Here is a 15638-nt window from a genome sequence, read left to right on the forward strand (position 1 = left end):
CTCAGGTATTTTTGAAATCTGCCAGGGCCGTGCGGAACCGCACGAGGTTTTCGGCTGTGTACGCCGCGTAGTCAAAGTCGATGTCAGATGTCAGTTCGGAAACCATGCTCCACATGGTTTCCCGCAACAAAGACGCGCATTTCATTGCGCTGTAACGGCGGCGCAGATCAGCCGTCACCGGAGCCTCAAAATAGGTCTGCAGCATCCAGTCTTCCTGTTGTGGAGACAGGCCGTTGTTCGAGGCCAGACCACCCAGATCGAACAGCGGTGAGTTGAACCCGGCATAGTCGAAATCGATCAGCCACAGTCGGCTCCCATCGTCTAGAAAATTGCCGCTCAGCAGGTCATTATGGCCGAACACAATGTCATAGGGCCCGGCCTCCTGTTCAAGGTGATTGCCCGTCTCGACAAGCTCGGGCACCAGTGACAGATGCGAACTTCCTCGGTCTTTCAGCGTTGCGGCATAGTCCCGGATGACATGAAACACCCAGAACACCAGCGATGGGCCGCGTAGATATTTGGGAACATCGCGATGGCAAGATTTCACCAACTCCAGAATACGGGGCAGCATATCGGGCTGGCGCACATCCTCTTCGGTCAACGTGCGGCTTTCGACATAATCCAGAACCGTCAGATCGCCCGCAGCATAAACCACCGCCGGCGAAAGCCCTGCGGCATGCGCTGCCTTGTTTGCCGCTAGTTCGTTAAAGCGCATGACCTGATGCAAAGGAATATCTGCGCCCACACGCACGACAAATTTGCCTGCCCTGTCCTGAACCAGATAATTGACGTTGGTGATGCCACCAACCAGAGGCTGGGCTGTGATGTCACCCTGCCAGATGGGCAACGCGCGGATGCGGGTCATCAGATCGGATTGATTCATCTCAACTCTCCAGTCCAAAGCGGATGCGGGCCTGACGTGCACCGGCATTGATCAACCTGTCGGCGATAATTGCAATGAAGGCGATGGACAGCCCTGCAACCAGCCCCCGGCCGGTATCTGCCTTGGTCAGGGCAATATAGACCTCCTGACCCAGATCGCGCGTGCCCACCAGGGCGGTTATCACCAGCATGGAGAGGGCCAGCATGATCGTCTGGTTGATACCCAGAAGGATCTCGGGCAGAGCCATTGGCAAACGGATATGGCGCAACAGCTGTCCGGGTGTGCAGCCCGAGACAAGCCCGGCCTCGATCAGATCCTCGCTGACTGATCGCACCCCGTGGGCGGCATAGCGCACCGCCGGGGCCAGCGCGTATAGCACGATGGCGATCAGCGCTGTGAAATCCCCAACGCGGAACAGCATCACCACTGGGATCAGATAGACAAAGCTGGGCAGGGTTTGCAGCGTGTCGATCAGCAGGTTGATCACCGTGCCCGCACGTTTGTTCAATGCCGCCAGAACTCCCATCGGAACCCCGATCACCGTCGCCAGGATCACCGACGCGCCGCACAGATAGACCGTGACCATTGCCTTGGCCCATAGGCCCGACAGCAGGATCAACGACGCCATGCCGCCACACAGCAGTGCCAGCCGCCAGCCCCCCGCATGCCAGCCCAGCAAGGTCAGCATGGCAATTGCCCAAAGCCACGGGATACCCAGCAACACCTTTTTGATCGGGATCATAAACCAGTTCAGGAAAAAGACTTTGATCGCTTCGAACGTGTCGAAATAGTTCACATTCAGGTATTTGACCGTGTCATCCCAGAAGGCACCAGTGGTGATTGTCTGGCTCTCGGGGTATTCCAGCAACAGGGGCGAGCACTGGCCAAGCACCCAGGTCAGAACCAGCAGGATCAGAACCAGTGTTGTGCGGCGGTGCCTGTGCACCCACGTGCCAGCGGCAGGTTTATGGACCTGCCCCATACGTTCGGCAAAGGCCTGGCTTAGCCGGTCTACGGCGATGGCCAGAACAACGATGGCGATGCCAGCCTCAAACCCGGCGCCAATATCTAGCCGACGCAATGCAGCCAGAACGTCAAACCCCAGTCCGCCCGCGCCGATCATCGAGGCGATGATGACCATGTTCAGTGTCAGCATGATCACCTGGTTCACGCCGACCATCAGGCTATGACGGGCCGAAGGCACCAGAATCCTCCACATTAATTGCCGCTTGGTGGAACCCGCCATGCGGCCAAAATCCAAAATTTCCGGGTCAACGGCTTTAAGCGACAAGGTGGTGATGCGCACCATGGGTGGTGTGGCATAGATGATTGTCGCAACCAGTGCAGAGATTGGGCCAAACCCAAACATGAACAGAATAGGCACAAGGTAGGCAAAGATCGGGATTGTTTGCATCAGGTCGAGGATAGGCGAGATGATGCGTTCGAACACCGGGTGGCGATAGGCCAGAATGCCCAGCATCAACCCGCCACCCGCGCCAATCGGCACCGCAATCAAAACCGATGCCAACGTGACCATGGCGCTGTCCCATTGGCCAAAGATCGCCAGATACAGGAAGCACGCGCCGACAAGTATGGCCAATCCCCAATCGCGGCAATACTGGCCCAACGCAACAACGACGGTCGTCACTACGATCCAGCTGATGGCGGGTAATAGGACCTGCGCGTCATTCCCCTGACCGCGGACAAACCCATCCGCCAAAAGGGACAGAACAAGGTTGTAGGGCTGCTCAATGACCCAAGCGATGGTCCGTGTCACATCGGTGAAAGACACCGGCCCGACGGCGGCATCTTCGATCAACCACGCCATCGCCGACGAGATATACGTTTTGAACGGGATCACCCAAGCCGATGGGAACTTTGTCAGCCATCGGGCATCCAGCGTCTTGGACAGGTCGCGCCCGAAATACCCAAGCAGGATCGTAAAGATCACCAGTCCCAGAATGACTGTCTGATTTCGAGTCAGACCGATCATGCGGGATCGCCCTTGCCGAACAGCACGCGTGCAACTGCTTTGCGGTCGATTGACCCAACCACTTGCCCTGCCCCGTCTGATACCGGCAGGGGCGCGTCTGCGGCGATGATCTGTTCGGCGACATCAGACACTTTTGCATTCAGCGGGATGGGATCGCCTTCGCCACGCAATTCGCCACTCATCACGCCGCCCACGGTCAGGACCTTGGATCGCGGAATATGATGGGTGAATTCGGCCACGTAATCTGTGGCAGGGTTCATCACCAATTGTTCGGGGGTGGCGATCTGGATCACTTCACCATCTTTCATGATCGCGATGCGATCAGCGAGGCGGACGGCCTCTTCGAAATCATGGGTGATAAAGACAATTGTCTTATGCAGTCGTTCCTGAAGACGCAGAAACTCATCCTGCATTTCACGTCGGATCAACGGATCAAGCGCGGAAAAGGGCTCATCCAGAAACCAAATGTCCGGCTCAGTGACTAATGAGCGGGCGATGCCCACACGTTGCTGTTGCCCGCCGGACAGTTCGCGCGGGTAATTGTCCTCGCGCCCTTCAAGGCCGACCAGTTCGACAACCTCACGCGCTTTTGCTTCGGCGTCCGGTTTCGGAACGGCCTGTATCGTCAAAGGGAACATAACATTTTGAAGAACGGTCAGATGTGGCAGCAGTGCGAAATGCTGAAATACCATGCCCATCTTGTGACGGCGAATTTCGATCAGCTCGGCATCGCTGGCGCGCAGCAGATCAATCCCGTCAAACAACACCTCACCACCGGTGGGTTCGATCAGGCGCGACAGGCACCGCACAAGGGTGGATTTGCCAGACCCGGACAGGCCCATGATGACAAAAATCTCACCCTCGGCAATTTCGATATTCGCGTTGCGTACCGCGCCTATGACACCGGCCGAGCGGATATCCTGTTCAGTCGGATTAGCGGATCGCCGCAACAAAGACGCAGCGTTGGCACCGTAGAGTTTCCAAACATTACGACAGGACAATTTCGTCTTCGGAGTCATTTTGCGTTCCGGTCGAAAGGCTGGAAAAGGACCGGGGCGAGAGAGAGGAGGCTGCCCCGGCCATACGGATTACTTCGAGACCCAACCAGACCAGCGATCTTTGTTGGTCTGCATCCAATCCGCAACCACCGTGTCGATTTCGACCCCCTCCAGGTCTGCCTTGCCGACCATGGCGCTCATTTCGTCATTTTCGATGGTGTAGGCTTCGATGATGTCATAAGCGTCGGGCCATTTTTCCTGCAGACCCGACCAGGCCGCTTTCCAAATCGGGCCTCGGGGCTTGCCGCAATCATAGGCCATATTTGGGTTCACGCCGACCGATGGGTCCGAATAGCATTCCGCTGAGAACGGTGGGAATTCGACGAATTCGCCATCGTATTTTGCCGGAGCCCAATGCGGGACATAGACCCAAAGCATGATTGGATCTTCGCGCTGGTAGGCAGATTCCAACTCGGCAAACAAGGCGGCATCGGTGCCTGCATGGACAACTTCGAATTCAAGTTCCAACGCCTCAACACGTTCTTCGTCAAAGCCACCCCAGGTTACGGGGCCACCTACGTAGCGTCCCATCGGATCGGTTTCAGCTGTGGCGAATTCTTCTGCGCAGTCTTTCAGCGCCTCCCAATTCGGCAGGCCGGGGCAGCGGTCTTTCATATACGAGGGGTACCACCACTCTTCGATCGCCATCAGCCCGGTCTCACCCACATTGACCACATTGCCGGTGGCGGTGGCTTCGTCCAACGCTTCGCGACCAGTGGTTTCCCAGATTTCCATTGCCAGGTGCAGGTCGCCGGTCTTAAGACCCGCAAACTGTGCGATGTAGTCGGCTTGCACATATTCAACGTTGTATCCCGCCTCTTGCAGGATCGAGCCCATGATCTTGGTGTTGATCAATTGGCCCGACCAGTCGTGCAGCGTCAGCTTGATCGGATCGGATGATTCTGCCGCCCAAACTGCGGATATCGATGTCGTTGCTGCGAAGGCGAATGCGCCCAAGGCACTGATTTTTCGTGTCATCTCTTGCTCCCGGTTGTGGCTTTTTGTGAGTATTGTTCTTTTTATTGAAAACAGACTGCGGAAAATTTGCATATCAGTCAATTAAAACCACATAATGTCACAAATTATCACCTAGAAGCCTCAATATTCTGGGGTTTGGCACCGGAAACTAGGCTTTTTGTTGCGTTTCACCACAGCGCTTCTTATCACACCGTGCGGAGGCACCATGACGAGACCAAGAAAAACCACGAACCAGCGTGAGGAAGAGATTCTGCGGGAATTGCAGCGCGCTGGTGGTTCGTGCCGCGTCAGCTATTTGGCAAATCGACTGGATGTTTCGAACGAGACGATCCGCCGGAACATCCGAACGCTCGAGGATGCGCAGGCCGTTCGCAAGGTTCATGGTGGTGTTCATCTTGTTGAATCTGTCACAGAGCAACCTTTTCAAAGCCGAATGGACACGCATGCGCAGGAAAAGGCCAGATTGGCCGCTTCTGTCGTTGAAATGATCAGCGATGGAGATTCTGTTTTTCTGGATATCGGATCGACGACGGCCTATGTGGCAACTGCACTCAAAGTCAGATCAAATTTGCTGATCGTGACCAACTCGGTTTTTGTCGCGTATACCCTCAGCTCCCATAACAACAATCGAGTCTTTTTGGCGGGCGGCGAGCTGCGTCAGCACGATGGGGGCGCATTTGGCGCCGAGGCGATTGAGCTTGTGCAAAAACTGAATGTTCAGTTTGCGATACTTTCGATCGGCGCAATCAGTGCTGAAATGGGCTTTATGCTGCACGACCTGCAAGAGGCCAACCTGACCAAAATCGCGGCGAAGAACGCCCAGATTCGCATTGCCGTCGCCGATGGTGAAAAGTTCAACAAACGCGCGCCGATTGCGTTGGATAACTCGGTGCAACTGGATGTTCTGGTGACAGATCAAGACCCCCCTGCCGAGATCGCCACAATGCTTCGGGATCGTGACATCGATCTGGTTGTCGCAAACTAAATTCTGGACGCCAGGGTTTTCCACGCATCATATTGCGACAGAAACACCTGACCGTGCAGCTCATCCAGAAAATGCGAGGTCTTAAGCCGATCCATGACCGGCCCTTTGACCTCACTCAGGTGCAGTCCGACACCCATGTCGCGCAGCCGGTGATTGATTGCCTCAAGGCTTTCCAGCGCCGAGTAGTCAACCTCGTTCACGGCCGAAAACATCAGCACGACATTCCGGATCTCACACCCGTCGGTCACACGCGATTGGGTCAGATCCTCAAGGAACCGTGCGTTGACGAAATACAGGCTTTCATCCACCCGCAGCGTCACTAGTGTAGGGTCGGTTTCTACCTTGTGGCGTAGGATGTTGCGGAAATGCTGAGTACCGGGCACCAGTCCAACCTCGGCCACGTGAGGTCGCGACGTTTTGTAGAGATGCAGCAGGATCGAGGTGGCGACGCCACTGGCCACACCAACCTCGACCCCCATCACAAGAGTCAGCACGATGGTTGCAGCAACAGCGGTGAAATCGGCTCGGGAATACCGCCAGGTCTCTTTTAGGATCGACATATCCACGAGGCTGAGCACGGCCACGATGATCGTTGCGGCTAACGTGGCTTTGGGCAGAAAGTGGACAAGCGGCGTCAGGAACACGGCCGCGAACGCAAGACCAATCGCGGTGTAGGCTCCGGCAGCGGGGGTTTCGGCGCCTGCGTCGAAATTGACAACGGATCGCGCGAACCCGCCCGTGACAGGATAACCACCGGTAAAGGCGGCGCCCAGATTGGCCGCGCCCAACCCGATCAATTCCTGATCCGGATCGATCCTGTGCCGCTTTTTGGCAGCCAGCGTTTGCGCGACCGAAATGCTTTCGACGAACCCAATGATCGAGATCAGGATCGCGGGCACCAGCAATGCACTGATTAGATCGGGCGAAAACCCAGGCATTGTCAGCGGTGGCAGACTTTGCGGAACCTCGCCCACAATCTTGACACCATGGCCTGCCAGCCCCATTGCCCAGACGGCAACTGTTGTTGCAACGACGGCCGCCACAGGGCCGGCCTTGGTCATCACATCCGCCAAAAGGGGTGGCATGCCTAGACGGAGCAGCGTTGGCTTTAGGTTCTTACGAACCCAGAACAGGAACCCCGTGGCCAAGACACCAATGATCATCGTGATGCCGTTGACCTGATCAAGATGGCCCAGGATTGAGCCCAGCATTTCGGGCAGAGTATGCCCGTGCGCCTCGACGCCCAGAATGTGCTTAAGCTGGCTGGTTGCGATCAGAATACCGGACGCAGTAATAAACCCGGCGATGACCGGATGGCTGAGGAAGTTGGCCAGAAAACCAAGGCGAAACACACCAAGCAACACCAGAAATCCCCCCGATAAAAAGGCCAGCGTCAGCGCAGCCACCGCGTAACCCGCCGTGCCTTGTTCCGCCACCTGCCCCACTGCTGATGCTGTCAGCAAGGACACGACAGCCACCGGTCCGACCGCCAACGCCCGGCTGGTGCCAAATATCGCGTATAGAATGATCGGCGCGATCGACGCGTAAATCCCCGCTTCGGGCGGCAGCCCGGCCAGCAACGCATAGGCCAGCGATTGCGGGATCAGCATGATCGTGACGATCACTGCCGCAATCAGATCGTTGGACAGCGCTGCCCGATCATACTGACGGCCCCAGTCAAGGATGGGGAGATATCGAAGAAAACTTTGCATCGGATCAACGCCCTGAAACGGCGGCCGTCAGAGCCTTGCAGCTCTGACCACCTGATAATGGTTGGACAAAATGAGGATGGGCCCGAATAGATCAGCCGTTCTGGATTTCGGCGCTGTTTTGGCCCGGCGTCGGGCTACTCGGCCGCCACGTTCAGCGGTTCAGGTTTCGCCATCCACTCTTTCCCCTTCAGCATGGCCGACCAGTAGATCGGCGGCAGGAGCTTTTCCTTCAAGATCCAGGCCGCCCGTGTCGGCTTGGTCCCGTCGACAAAAAACTTTGGAAAGCTGGGCTTGAGCACACCGCCATAGCCGAACTCGGCCAATACGATCTTGCCGCGCTCGACCGTCAAGGGGCAGGACCCGTAGCCATCATAGGCTGAAACAGGCGAACCGCCATTGATATCAGCCACGATATTGTCCGCCACGGTTGGGGCCTGCTTGCGCGCAGCGGCGGCCGTTTTGGCATTTGGCGCATTCATAACATCGCCGAGCGACCAGATGTTCTCAAAGCTTTTGTGGCGCAGCGTTGCCTGATCCACATCGACCCACCCCACAGCATCCGCCAGGGGCGAGACGCGGATAAAATCGGGTGCAACCTGCGGCGGGCAAACATGCATCATGTCGAAATCGACGGTGACCTGCTGTGGTTCAGTGTCCGGCGTGCCCACAGTGAATGTCGCCTTTTTTGCGGCACCATCCACGGCGGTCAGGTTGTGGAAAAAGTTCAGCGTCGCGTCGTATTTCTGAACATATTCCATCAAGGCCGGAACGTAGTCTTTGACGCCAAACAAAACGCCGCCCGCATTCATGAACTGAATGTCAACATCCTTCAGAACGCCGCTTCGGAACCAGGCGTCACCGGACAGATACATCGCCTTTTGCGGCGCGCCAGCGCATTTGATGGGCATTGGCGGTTGCGTGAACAGCGCGCGACCTTCTTTCATCTCTTTTACCAATTGCCAGGTATAAGGCGCCAGGTCGTAGCGATAGTTGGACGTCACTCCGTTACGACCCAGTGTTTCCTCAAGCCCCTCAACCGCACCCCAGTCAAGCTTGAGCCCCGGTGAAACAACCAGACGACCGTATTTCACCACCCGGCAGCCGTCCAGAATGACCGCGTTGTTCTGCGGCTCAAAGGCGGCCACAGCGGCCTTGATCCATTTGACACCGCGCGGGATCAGAGACCCCATGGTCTTTGCTGTCTGTTCCGGCGAAAAAACACCGCCCCCGACCAAAGTCCAGCCGGGCTGGTAATAGTGCACATCCGAAGGATCGATGATGGCGATCGAAAGGTCGGATTTGCGTGCATGCAGGCTGGCCGCTGTCGCGATCCCTCCGGCGCCTCCACCCACGATGACCACATCGAAAGACGCATCGCCAGTATCCGTCGGGGTGCGGCCACCATTTGCGATACGGCGGGCCACGCCGCTCATGTCATAACCGGCGGCTTTTGTTGCGGCCAGGATTTCAGAGACCGGGCGCTTGTGTGCCGCCTCGTTCAGCGACCACAGCGTCGCCGAACGTGTCCCAGTTCGGCAATAGGCCAGAACCGGCCCCGGCAATTCCGTCATCGCGATACCAAACGTTTTGGCATCTTCATCCTTGACCAACCCACTTTGCACCGGGGCATAGCGCGCCTCGATACCGACGCGCTCGGCCGCGGCTTCGATCTCTTCAAACGTGGGTTGATCGGCCCCTTCACCATCGGGTCGGTTGCAGATGATTGCGCGAAACCCAGCCGCTTTGATAGCCGCGATATCATCCTGCACGATCTGAGGGGAAACCGAGAGCGCATCAGATATCTTCTTCATCTCCATGCTCGTATCCTCTTCACAGCGCATTCACAGGCACTTTGAGCATCGGGTTTCCGTCCTTGTCGGTCGGAACTTCACCAGCCCGCATGTTCACCTGTAAAGATGGAATGATCAGTTTCGGCATGGCCAGCGTCGCGTCGCGTTCAGTCCGAAACTTGACGAACTCTTGCTTTGTTTTGCCACCGCCTACATGGATATTATGTGTTTTCTCCTCGGCAACTGTAGTTTCCCATCTGATATCGCGCCCGTTGGGGCCGTAATCGTGGCACATGAACAAACGTGTTTCGTCCGGCAGGCTCAGCACTTTCTGGATCGAGTCGTATAGCGTACCGGCGTCGCCTCCCGGAAAGTCCGCCCGCGCCGATCCACCATCAGGCATGAACAACGTGTCCCCGGCGAAGGCTGCATCCCCCATGACATGGACCATGCAGGCGGGGGTATGGCCGGGTGTGTATATGGCAAACGCGCGCATGTTGCCGATCATGTAGGTATCGCCATCCTTGAACAGCGCATCAAATTGGCTGCCGTCACGTTGAAACTCGGTGCCTTCGTTGAATACTTTGCCGAACGTGTTTTGAACGACCATGATCTTGTCGCCGATTCCGATTTTGCCGCCCAGTTGCTGCTGGATATAGGGCGCCGCCGAAAGGTGGTCGGCATGCACATGGGTTTCGATGATCCACTCCAGAACCAGCCCTTGTGCTTTGACCTGACGGATCAGTTCATCCGCGTGATCATAGGTGATGCGACCGGCGGCATAATCAATGTCCATCACACTGTCGACAATGGCGCAAGCATTGGATGTCGGGTCTTTCACGATGTAACTGATTGTATTCGTGGCCTCATCGAAAAACGCCTGAACGTCGGGTTTGACATTCATATCAATGGGGTAGTCAATCATTTCAGTTCTCCTGTTATTGGTCAGGGCGGATCGGTGACCTCGGCCCTGATCCATAATCAATTCGTGCAATGCGCATGGCGGCCTGCCGCGCCCGGTTAAAGGCGCTGGTGCAGCGGCTGCGGCTTGGAGTCTGAGTGCTGGCTGTCGCCTGCTGATCGCTGTTCAGGCGTTGGCTGAGCGGGAAAACAACGGTTGGCCTTGCAGGATACGGGCCAAAGCCAGACCCATGGCGACCGCGCCCAGAAACAACAAGACCTCCCACCGGCCTGTTCCTATTGCTGGAATGGCGGCACCGGGACAGAACCCTGCGATCCCCCAACCGATTCCGAACAGGGCCGACCCACCGATCAGTTTTGTGTCGACAACCTTCGAGGTCGGGATCTGAAACAGGCTTGCAAACAACGGCGAATCGCGGCGCCAGACAAGGCGGTAGCCGACAAAGGTAACCACCAAGGCACCCCCCATCACAAAGGCCAGGCTGGGATCCCAAGTTCCGGCCAGATCGAAGAAGTTAAGCACCTTGGCCGGGTTCATCATGCCCGAGATCGCAATCCCGAGGCCGAACACAAGGCCGGTCACAAATACAAAGATCAGTCGCATCCCCTACCCTCCGAACATGTGGCGGATCACAAAGACGGTGATTGCAGCAGTCACCATGAAGGTCGGCACGGCCACAAGCGAGCGCACGGACATGCGCGACAGGCCACATACACCGTGACCGGATGTACATCCGGACCCAAGGCTCGCGCCCAGCCCAACAATCACACCGCCGATGACGATCATCAGGGGACTGATCGGAACGTCAATTGCAGGCATGTTGCCAGTCACTGCATAGATCAGGCCCGGCGCAAGGATCATCCCTGCCGCCAGTACCGCCCGCCAGGAAAACTCGGCCGTGTTTTCAGCAAAGACCAGTCCGGACATGATGCCGGTGGCCCCCATGATGCGCCCAAGGCCCAGCATCAGCAACACGGCCCCAAACCCAATCATCAAGCCGCCGCTCAGAGACGCAAATGGGGTGAATGCGGTTTCCATATCAGCAGGCCTTGCAGGTCTTGATGCCGAGCAGCGAATACAGCGGGCAGATTTTCATGGCCGAGGTCAACAAAACGACGCCTCCGATGACCGCCGCGCCATATTTGTACAGCGGTTCGGCAAACAAAGGCTGGGCACTGAAGAAGGCAAGGTACAGCAGGGCCAGACCCAGCGCGGCGCGCAGCACTCGGTCGATTACTCCGACATTGGCGGTCATCTCGTTCTCCTATTTATAAAGCTCGTCTGAAAATATAACTTTGAGAACAGATCTTCAGTGACAATGTCACCCAAACTCAGAAATATTCCACGATACCTCAATCGCTTTGCGCCAGCGCACGTAATGCGGGCTTGTCGATCAATGAGATTTGGCCACGCGACTGAGCGACCAAGTCGCGCTTTTGAAAATCATGCAAGACCCGCGACACCACTTCGCGAGCGGTTCCCAACTCGCTGGCAAGCTGCTGATGTGTGGCTAGAATTTCGGCCTTGTCGCCGGCAAGGGACAGAAGACGTTCGGCCAGCCTGACATCGATGCGCCCAAAGGCAACGTCGTCCACGACCCGCAGCAGGTCGATCAGACGACGGGAATAGGCCGCAAACACGAAATTGCGAAACGTGTCCTCTTCGGCAGCCAGCCGGTCGAAGGCGGGTTTTGGCAGCACAATCGCCGTCACGTCTGTTTCAGCGACGCCTTCAGCATTATACGCTTCTTCGGCCAACATGCAGGCGGTGGTCAGAACGCAGCTTTCACCAGCCTCGACCCGGTAAAGCACTATCTCGCGCCCTGATTCCGAGCTTTGCGACACCCGGATTCTGCCTTCGTAGAGGAAAAACAGGCTATCTGGCACGTTATCCGGACCAAAAACCTGGCTACCTTTGGAAAACCGCACGATGCGCGCAGCCGACACAAGGCGATCGCGGACGGACCGCGGCAGCCTGCTTGTGCCTTGAAAACGTTCGGTCCAGTCCGTGATCGTCATCGCGCTTTCCTGATGGGTGCCACTATGCCGTCCTCAATCGGAGCAATGCGCGCCAGCAGTTCCCCTTTGTTCGAAGCGATATCCGCCAGGGTCAGATCATCCAGCACGGCCAAGAATGCATGAGTTGCCTTCTGCATCGCAAGTGACAGCTTGCAAATGCCGATCAATGGGCATGTGTTTTTCTCCGGATTGAAACACTCGACAACATCCAGCGGGCCCTCGGTCAATCTGATGACATCGCCGATGACAATTTCACCCGGTGGCTTGGCCAGCAAAAACCCGCCGCCCCGACCGCGCAAGGTCTTAAGGTATCCGGCGCGCCCAAGCTCGTGCACGATTTTCACTATGTGAGGTCGGGCCAACCCATGGACGCGAACGACATCGTCTACCCGAATACGATCAGGGGCCTTCAGTGCCGCAAGTTGCAAGGATCGCAGCGCATAATTCGAATAAGATGTCAGCTTCATTTTGTCCTCTCGAACAAAACTCTAAAAAGAATATAACTTTTCTACAAGTCCAGTGATTTTGTCACTGAAGACGATGCTGAACCCACCTATGTGGATTGCAAACGACAAGATCGGAAAGGAAGACTCATGTCACGAATTCCTGGTGATGTTGCTCTGATCGTCTCATCTGAAATCTCAACATGCTCCAAGTGGGCGCTGCGGCGCCTGTCCTCTGCGATGGCGGCCATTCGCCTTGTCGAAAAGGAACCGATCTAATGCTTGAAAGTTTTAGTGCAGAGACCCTGGCGCGGGTGCAATTTGCGTTCACAGTCTCGTTCCACATTGTCTTCCCGGCGTTTTCAATTGGACTGGCCAGCTATTTGGCAGTGTTGAACGGATTGTGGCTGCGAACGCGGGACGAAACCTATTTGAACTTGTTCAACTACTGGAAAAAAATCTTTGCCATGGCGTTTGGCATGGGCGTCGTTTCGGGCATTGTGATGTCCTATCAGTTCGGCACAAACTGGTCGGTGTTTTCCGATAAAGCCGGGCCGGTTGTCGGGCCGCTCATGGCGTATGAAGTGCTGTCAGCCTTTTTCCTCGAGGCCGGGTTTCTAGGCATTATGCTGTTTGGCCGGGACCGCGTAGGCGACAGGCTGCACATGTTCGCGACAGCCATGGTGGCGGTTGGCACGTTGATGTCGGCCACCTGGATTTTGGCTGTGAACAGTTGGATGCAGACACCTGCTGGCTTTGGTATCGGCGAAAACGAGCAGTTCATTCCGCTGGATTGGTGGGCCATCACATTCAACCCCTCATTCCCTTACAGGTTGGTGCATATGGTGCTGGCCGCCTTTCTGACCGTCGCCTTTGTGGTCGGCGCTGTCAGTGCGCTGCATTTGCTCCGCGACCGGGCGGATCGAGAATCCCGCCGTGCCTTTTCGATGGCCATGTGGATGGCGGTTGTGGTCACGCCGATGCAGATCATGGCGGGGGATCTTCACGGCCTGAACACGCTGGAACATCAACCTATCAAAGTTGCCGCGATGGAAGGTCATTTTGACCGGGAAGGCGATCATCAGCCCTTTGCCTTGTTTGGCATCCCAAACGAAAAAGACGGTCGGCTGGATCATGCGATCGAGATTCCGTATCTCGGCTCCCTGATCCTGACCCATACCATTGACGAGCAGATCAAGGGTTTGAACGAGTTCGACCGGGAAGAGTGGCCGCCGGTCGCGATTGTGTTCTTCAGCTTCCGGGTGATGGTCGCGATCGGCTTTGCGATGCTGGGCCTGGGCCTGTGGAGCCTTTGGGCGCGCTGGCGCAACGGGTTGTATGACTGGCCATGGTTACATCGCGCAGCGCTTGTGATGGGGCCAAGCGGGTTCGTCGCCGTGCTGGCGGGGTGGATCACGACCGAGGTCGGCCGACAACCTTATACAGTTTATGGCCTGCTGCGCACATCGGACAGTTTGGCCCCTGTGGACGCCCCGGCTGTTGCCACATCGCTAGTGGCTTTTGTGGTGGTCTATTTCTTCGTCTTCGGAGCGGGCGTATTCTACATCCTGCGCATGATGAACCAACGCCCAGCGACCCCGAAGACTGGTCTTCACGACGGGCCAGTCCGCGCCGCAGGTATTACACCTGCAGCACAGATTGATCCCAATTTCATTCCCGGCGCTCAGCCCAAGGAGAATTGATCATGCCATTCGATCTTGCCTTTATCTGGGCCGGTATTATCGCTTTTGCCGTTCTTACCTATGTGGTGCTTGACGGCTTTGATCTGGGTATCGGCATTCTGTTCCCGTTTGGGAAATCCGACCACGACAGAGATCTGATGATGAATTCGGTCGCGCCAGTCTGGGACGGCAATGAGACCTGGCTTGTGATGGGCGGCGGCGGGCTTTTTGCCGTCTTCCCGCTGGCCTATGCCGTCTTGATGCCAGCGCTCTACATCCCGATCACCCTGATGCTGTTAGGCCTGATCTTTCGCGGTGTGTCCTTTGAATACCGCTGGCGTACCAAACGCTGGAAGGGTGTGTGGGACATGGCCTTTTTCGGCGGCTCGGTGCTGGCCGCGTTTTGTCAGGGCGTTGCACTTGGTGCTTTGGTGCAAGGCATCGATATCGCCGACCGCACCTATGCGGGTGGCTGGTTTGACTGGCTGACGACGTTTTCAATCCTGACCGGGCTGGCTGTTGTCATCGGCTATGCCCTGCTAGGCGCGACATGGCTGGTTCTGAAGACCGAAGGCGACTTGCAGCTCCAAATGCGCGGCTATTCGTGGTGGCTGGGGGCCATGACACTTGCACTGATCGGACTGGTCAGCATCCTGACACCGTTTCAGGACGCGGTCTATTTCCAGCGCTGGTTCAACCTTCCGGGCAGCCTGATTTCGATGGTGGTTCCATTGCTTATGCTGGCCCTAACCTGGACGTTTTTTGCCGGGCTCAATGACCGGAAGGATCTGCAACCCTTCCTGTCGGCGCTTGGTTTCTTCGTACTGAGTTTCATCGGGATTGGCATCAGCTTCTACCCGATGATCATCCCGCCATCTTTGACAATCTGGCAAGCGGCCGCACCGGATGAAAGCCTTGCGTTTGCATTGGTTGGAACCGTGATCCTGATCCCGATTATCCTAGCCTACACGGCCTATGCCTATTGGGTGTTCCGCGGCAAGATGGACCCAAATGAGGGGTACCATTAATGGCCAAGCGGTCTTCGTTGTCCAAGTGGCTTTGGTTTGCCGGGCTTTGGCTGGCCGGGGTCGCTGTCTTGGCAATCGTCGCTTTTGCCATCCGTCTGATGATTTAAACGCCGAACAGCCAGGCACTTAGCCCGGACATCCAGTCC

At 56.7% G+C, this 15638-nt stretch carries 17 protein-coding genes; 5 read left to right on the forward strand and 12 right to left on the reverse strand.

Annotated features, from left to right (window positions below):
* Window position 1: 1 nt before the first annotated feature.
* The 4 genes from Q1B13_RS07610 to Q1B13_RS07625 form a co-directional block, all read right to left on the reverse strand.
* On the reverse strand, window positions 2-883 hold the full coding sequence (locus Q1B13_RS07610) for a phosphotransferase (RefSeq protein WP_299079073.1): 882 nt from the start codon (window positions 881-883) through the stop codon (window positions 2-4).
* Between the two features lies 1 nt (window position 884).
* Entirely contained in the window at window positions 885-2876 is a 1992-nt protein-coding gene (locus Q1B13_RS07615) for a proline/glycine betaine ABC transporter permease (RefSeq protein ID WP_299079076.1), read from the reverse strand.
* A complete protein-coding gene (locus tag Q1B13_RS07620) occupies window positions 2873-3895 on the reverse strand; it encodes a glycine betaine/L-proline ABC transporter ATP-binding protein (RefSeq protein ID WP_299079079.1) in 1023 nt (340 codons plus the stop codon). The genes Q1B13_RS07615 and Q1B13_RS07620 overlap by 4 nt, the downstream gene beginning before the upstream one ends.
* A gap of 69 nt (window positions 3896-3964) precedes the next feature.
* Window positions 3965-4912, reverse strand: coding sequence for an ABC transporter substrate-binding protein (locus Q1B13_RS07625; RefSeq protein ID WP_299079082.1), 948 nt, complete (start codon window positions 4910-4912; stop codon window positions 3965-3967).
* Between the two features lie 205 nt (window positions 4913-5117).
* Here Q1B13_RS07625 and Q1B13_RS07630 point away from each other — a divergent pair, with 205 nt between their 5' ends.
* Entirely contained in the window at window positions 5118-5897 is a 780-nt protein-coding gene (locus tag Q1B13_RS07630) for a DeoR/GlpR family DNA-binding transcription regulator (protein ID WP_299079085.1), read from the forward strand.
* Here the strand turns inward: Q1B13_RS07630 and Q1B13_RS07635 are convergent.
* The 8 genes from Q1B13_RS07635 to Q1B13_RS07670 all read right to left on the reverse strand — a co-directional run bounded on the left by Q1B13_RS07635 (window position 5894) and on the right by Q1B13_RS07670 (window position 12806).
* Window positions 5894-7609, reverse strand: coding sequence for a SulP family inorganic anion transporter (locus tag Q1B13_RS07635; RefSeq protein ID WP_299079088.1), 1716 nt, complete (start codon window positions 7607-7609; stop codon window positions 5894-5896). The two genes, Q1B13_RS07630 and Q1B13_RS07635, sit on opposite strands and share 4 nt — an antisense overlap.
* A gap of 134 nt (window positions 7610-7743) precedes the next feature.
* A complete protein-coding gene (locus Q1B13_RS07640; RefSeq protein WP_299079090.1) occupies window positions 7744-9426 on the reverse strand; it encodes a bifunctional protein tyrosine phosphatase family protein/NAD(P)/FAD-dependent oxidoreductase in 1683 nt (560 codons plus the stop codon).
* A gap of 13 nt (window positions 9427-9439) precedes the next feature.
* The gene (locus Q1B13_RS07645) at window positions 9440-10324 is read right to left on the reverse strand and encodes an MBL fold metallo-hydrolase (RefSeq protein ID WP_299079093.1); all 885 of its coding nucleotides are present in this window, start codon (window positions 10322-10324) and stop codon (window positions 9440-9442) included.
* A gap of 162 nt (window positions 10325-10486) precedes the next feature.
* The gene (locus Q1B13_RS07650) at window positions 10487-10924 is read right to left on the reverse strand and encodes a DUF6691 family protein (protein ID WP_299079096.1); all 438 of its coding nucleotides are present in this window, start codon (window positions 10922-10924) and stop codon (window positions 10487-10489) included.
* A gap of 3 nt (window positions 10925-10927) precedes the next feature.
* Window positions 10928-11359 (reverse strand): YeeE/YedE thiosulfate transporter family protein, encoded by a 432-nt coding sequence (locus Q1B13_RS07655; RefSeq protein ID WP_299079099.1) that lies wholly within the window; start codon window positions 11357-11359, stop codon window positions 10928-10930.
* 1 nt (window position 11360) lies between these two features.
* Complete coding sequence (locus tag Q1B13_RS07660) at window positions 11361-11576, reverse strand: DUF2892 domain-containing protein (RefSeq protein ID WP_299079102.1); 216 nt, start codon at window positions 11574-11576, stop codon at window positions 11361-11363.
* Between the two features lie 97 nt (window positions 11577-11673).
* Window positions 11674-12339, reverse strand: a complete 666-nt coding sequence (locus Q1B13_RS07665) for a Crp/Fnr family transcriptional regulator (RefSeq protein WP_298934412.1) — start codon at window positions 12337-12339, stop codon at window positions 11674-11676.
* On the reverse strand, window positions 12336-12806 hold the full coding sequence (locus Q1B13_RS07670; protein WP_299079105.1) for an Rrf2 family transcriptional regulator: 471 nt from the start codon (window positions 12804-12806) through the stop codon (window positions 12336-12338). The genes Q1B13_RS07665 and Q1B13_RS07670 overlap by 4 nt, the downstream gene beginning before the upstream one ends.
* 126 nt (window positions 12807-12932) lie before the next feature.
* Here Q1B13_RS07670 and Q1B13_RS07675 point away from each other — a divergent pair, with 126 nt between their 5' ends.
* From Q1B13_RS07675 to Q1B13_RS07690, 4 genes are read left to right on the forward strand one after another with little or no spacing between them, the layout of a single operon-like run.
* Entirely contained in the window at window positions 12933-13061 is a 129-nt protein-coding gene (locus Q1B13_RS07675; protein ID WP_299079108.1) for a hypothetical protein, read from the forward strand.
* Window positions 13061-14485 carry a cytochrome ubiquinol oxidase subunit I gene (locus Q1B13_RS07680; protein WP_299079111.1) on the forward strand — a complete coding sequence of 475 codons (1425 nt, stop codon included), beginning with the start codon at window positions 13061-13063 and terminating at the stop codon, window positions 14483-14485. Before Q1B13_RS07675 ends, Q1B13_RS07680 begins: the two co-directional genes overlap by 1 nt.
* A gap of 2 nt (window positions 14486-14487) precedes the next feature.
* A complete protein-coding gene (cydB, locus tag Q1B13_RS07685; protein WP_299079114.1) occupies window positions 14488-15492 on the forward strand; it encodes a cytochrome d ubiquinol oxidase subunit II in 1005 nt (334 codons plus the stop codon).
* Entirely contained in the window at window positions 15492-15599 is a 108-nt protein-coding gene (locus Q1B13_RS07690) for a DUF2474 domain-containing protein (protein ID WP_298934403.1), read from the forward strand. The genes cydB and Q1B13_RS07690 overlap by 1 nt, the downstream gene beginning before the upstream one ends.
* The last annotated feature ends 39 nt before the right edge of the window (window positions 15600-15638 follow it).

The sequence above is a fragment of the uncultured Ruegeria sp. genome (assembly GCF_947489545.1).
Taxonomy (GTDB): Bacteria; Pseudomonadota; Alphaproteobacteria; order Rhodobacterales; family Rhodobacteraceae; genus Ruegeria.